Source organism: uncultured Sphingomonas sp., from assembly GCF_946477935.1.
In the GTDB taxonomy this organism is placed as follows: domain Bacteria; phylum Pseudomonadota; class Alphaproteobacteria; order Sphingomonadales; family Sphingomonadaceae; genus Sphingomonas.
Genome location: NZ_CAMLAC010000316.1, coordinates 1 through 3,361, shown reverse-complemented (window position 1 = coordinate 3,361; position 3,361 = coordinate 1). Strand labels below are relative to the sequence as shown.

Below are 3,361 nucleotides of genomic sequence, written 5' to 3'. Positions count from 1 at the left end.
AGACCCACAAGCTGCCGATCGGGGACGGGCTGGGGCAGGTCGCGCGGTTGCATGGGTTGAATGATGGGGCGGCGCTTGTCGCGTTGCTGGCGCCGTATGTCGCACGGGTCGGGCGGACATATGATGCGCTGGATGACGGGCGGGAGGGTGTCGGTCTGCCGGGCGAGGGGGCGGGGCTGACGGAGCGGCTGGCGGCGATGGGGTTCGCCGATGCGCAAGGGGCCGCGCGGCGGGTGGCGGCGTGGCGTGGGGGCAGTTACGCGGCGCTGCGCAGTCCGGCGGCACGTGCGGCGCTGGAGGCGGTGCTGCCGACGCTGGTCGAGACGCTGGGGGCGGCGCCGGACCCGGCGGACGCGATGATCAGGCTGGATGCGTTGTTCGAGCATATGCCGAGCGCGATCAACATCTTCCGCCTGCTGGAAGCACGGCCGGGACTGGCCACCTTGCTGATCGTGATCCTGAGCCATGCGCAGCCATTGGCGGCAGACCTGACGCGGCGCCCCGCACTGCTCGACGGGCTGATCGACGCCACCGCGTTCGAGCCGATGGCCGCCGTGCCGGACCTGGTCGAAGCGATGAGCGGCGGCGATGCCGATGATTATCAGCGGCGGCTGGACCATGTGCGGCAACTGGTGGGCGAGATGCGGTTCGCGCTGGGGGCGCAGGTGGTGGCTGGCGCGGCCGATCCGCTGGAGGTGGCGGGGGGCTATGCGCGGGTGGCGGAAGCAGCGGTGGACGTGCTGGCGCGCGCGACGGTTGAAGAATTTGCGGTGCGGCATGGGCGCGTGCCGGGCAGCGAGCTGGTGATCCTGGCGCTCGGGCGGATGGGCGGCGCGGCGTTGACCCACGCATCCGACCTGGACCTGGTTTACCTGTTCACCGGCGACTTCGCCGGCGAATCCGATGGCGAGAAGCCGCTGGGTGCGACGCTATATTATAATCGACTGGCGCAGCGGGTGACGGCGGCGCTGTCGGTGCCGACCGCGGCGGGGCCGCTATATCCGATCGACACACGGTTGCGGCCCTCGGGCACGCAGGGACCGCTGGTCGTCTCGCTGGAGAGTTTCGAGCGCTACCAGCGCGAGGACGCCTGGACATGGGAGCATATGGCGCTGACCCGTGCCCGGCCGATCTTCGGATCGGCGGCGGCGCGCGCGGCAACGCAGTCGATCGTCGACCAGGTCTTGGCGGGCGATCGCCCGGCGCGCGACATTGCCGGCGAGGCCGAGACGATGCGCGCCGAGATGATGCGCCACAAGCCGCCATCAGGACCGCTGGACGTGAAGCTGTCACCGGGCGGGCTGGTCGATCTGGAGTTCGCCGTTCACCGGGCGCAATTGATCCATCGGGCCGGGTTCGATCCGCATCTGGGGGACGCGATCGACGCGCTGGTCGGGGAGGGTGTGCTGCCCGCGGCGATGCACGGGGCGCATGACCGGCTGACCCGCGCGCTGGTCGCGCTGCGGTTGCTGGCGCCCGACGGACAGCCGCCGGCACCGGCGACGCAGGCGTTGATCGCCCGTGCGCTGGGGGTTGCGGACTGGGATGCGGTGGTTGCCATGCTGGAGACGACCCGGCAGGAGGTCGCCCGCGTCTGGCAGGGCGCGGATGTGGAGGCATGACGATGGTCGAGGGTGATGCAATGCCGGCGGTGAGCGCGGTGACGGCGGACGGCGCGAGCGTGGCGCTGGACACGCTGCCGCTGCCCGCGGTCGTGTATTTCTATCCCAAGGACGATACGCCCGGCTGCACCCGCGAGGCGCTGGATTTCAGTGCCTTGGGCGAGAAGTTCGCCGCCGCCGGCGTGAGCGTGGTCGGCGTATCGAAGGACAGCCCGGCCAGGCACGCCAAGTTCGCGGCGAAGCACGAGCTGACCGTCCGCTTGCTCAGCGACGAGAGCGGCGCGGTGTGCGACGCGTTCGGGACGTGGGGCGAGAAGACGTTGTACGGCAAGACCTATATGGGAATCGAGCGCGCCACCTTCCTGTTCGGGGCGGACGGGCGGCTGGTGCGGGCGTGGCGCAAGGTGAAGGTGCCGGGCCATGCCGAAGCGGTGCTGGAGGCGGCGCAGGGCCTGTGAACGCGACGAGCCTGGGCGCGGCCTGCGCGGCGGTGCTGAACACCGCCGATCCCATGACGAAGGTGCGGGTGGCACGCGCGGCGGCACGGGACTGGCGACGCGGGGCACTGGAACACCGGTTCGACGCGGTGCTGCCCGATGTGCCGGCACGGCCCGACCGACCCGAATTGCTTCCGCCCAACCGCATGCCAAAGCGCGGCCGGGGCGGATCGGAGCGTGGGCGAACGGCACTGCTTCATGCGCTGGCGCATATCGAATTTTCCGCGATCGACCTGGCGTTCGACATGGCGGGGCGTTTCGGGGCGCAGTTTCCGCGCAGCTTTGCCGACGACTGGATCTCTGTCGGCGCGGACGAGGCGATGCATTTCGCGATACTGGAGCGGCGATTGCGCCGGCTGGGTACGCCTTACGGGGCATTGCCTGCCCATGCCGGGCTGTGGGAAGCGGCCGAGGCGACCGCGCATGATGCGATGGCGCGACTGGCCGTGGTGCCGATGGTGCTGGAAGCGCGCGGGCTGGACGTGACGCCGGAAACGGTAGCGCGGTTCGAGGCGGCGGGCGACATCCTCTCGGCACGCATTCTGAACCGCATCTATACCGATGAGATCCGCCATGTCGGCTTCGGTGCGAAATGGTTCGGTTATGTGAGCGCTGAACAGGATATCGAACCGGCGCCGCACTGGCAGGCACTGGTGCGACGCTATTTTCGGGGCTCGCTGAAACCTCCGTTCAACGACTCGGCGCGCGAGTCTGCCGGTTTGACGCGAGACTTCTACGCGCCTCTTGCCCAGGACTGACGTTCCACGGCAAACCTTTGCGCGTCTGGAGCGCGGTGGGGCTGCGAAACAGCGTTGGATGCACAAAGTCGTTCCGCGGGGGCTTGCTGCGGGATGGCGCAGCTTGTCGGGGTTCGATGATTAGCTTTCCGGTATCGGCCGCTCGGCTTGCAACCCGCCTCCGCGGACTGTTCGTCACCCGCAACATCCTGTTCCATGATGGTCGCTCGGTCCGCCGTTTCCGCCTGCATGGCCCGACCCAGCTCGGCGTCGCCACCGCCGGCGCGATGGTGCTGAGCCTGTCCGGTTACGGCGCGATGGCGGCGACCGGCGCGGTCGCACATCACGACAACACGGCGCAGATCGCGCAGATGGAATCCCAGATCGCGCGCATGCAGGCGCGGGTCGCCGCGATCCGCGAAACCGCCCAGGTCCACGCCCAGCGTGTCGAGCAGCGCCAGGCGCTGCTGACCGCGGTGATGGCCGGCGAGGGTTACAACAAGGA

The 3,361-nt window shown here is 69.4% G+C and carries 2 protein-coding genes and 2 pseudogenes; all 4 read left to right on the top strand.

Annotation, left to right across the window (positions count from 1 at the left end; genetic code table 11):
* A pseudogene (locus tag Q0U08_RS19160) lies at positions 1–1,622 on the top strand (glutamine-synthetase adenylyltransferase); the annotation flags it as partial.
* 2 nt (positions 1,623–1,624) lie between these two features.
* Complete coding sequence (locus Q0U08_RS19155) at positions 1,625–2,080, top strand: peroxiredoxin (RefSeq protein WP_298093349.1); 456 nt, start codon at positions 1,625–1,627, stop codon at positions 2,078–2,080.
* The gene (locus tag Q0U08_RS19150; RefSeq protein ID WP_298093347.1) at positions 2,077–2,877 is read left to right on the top strand and encodes a ferritin-like domain-containing protein; all 801 of its coding nucleotides are present in this window, start codon (positions 2,077–2,079) and stop codon (positions 2,875–2,877) included. The genes Q0U08_RS19155 and Q0U08_RS19150 overlap by 4 nt, the downstream gene beginning before the upstream one ends.
* Positions 2,878–2,993: 116 nt before the next feature.
* Positions 2,994–3,361 (top strand): annotated as a pseudogene (locus Q0U08_RS19145) (M23 family peptidase); the annotation flags it as partial.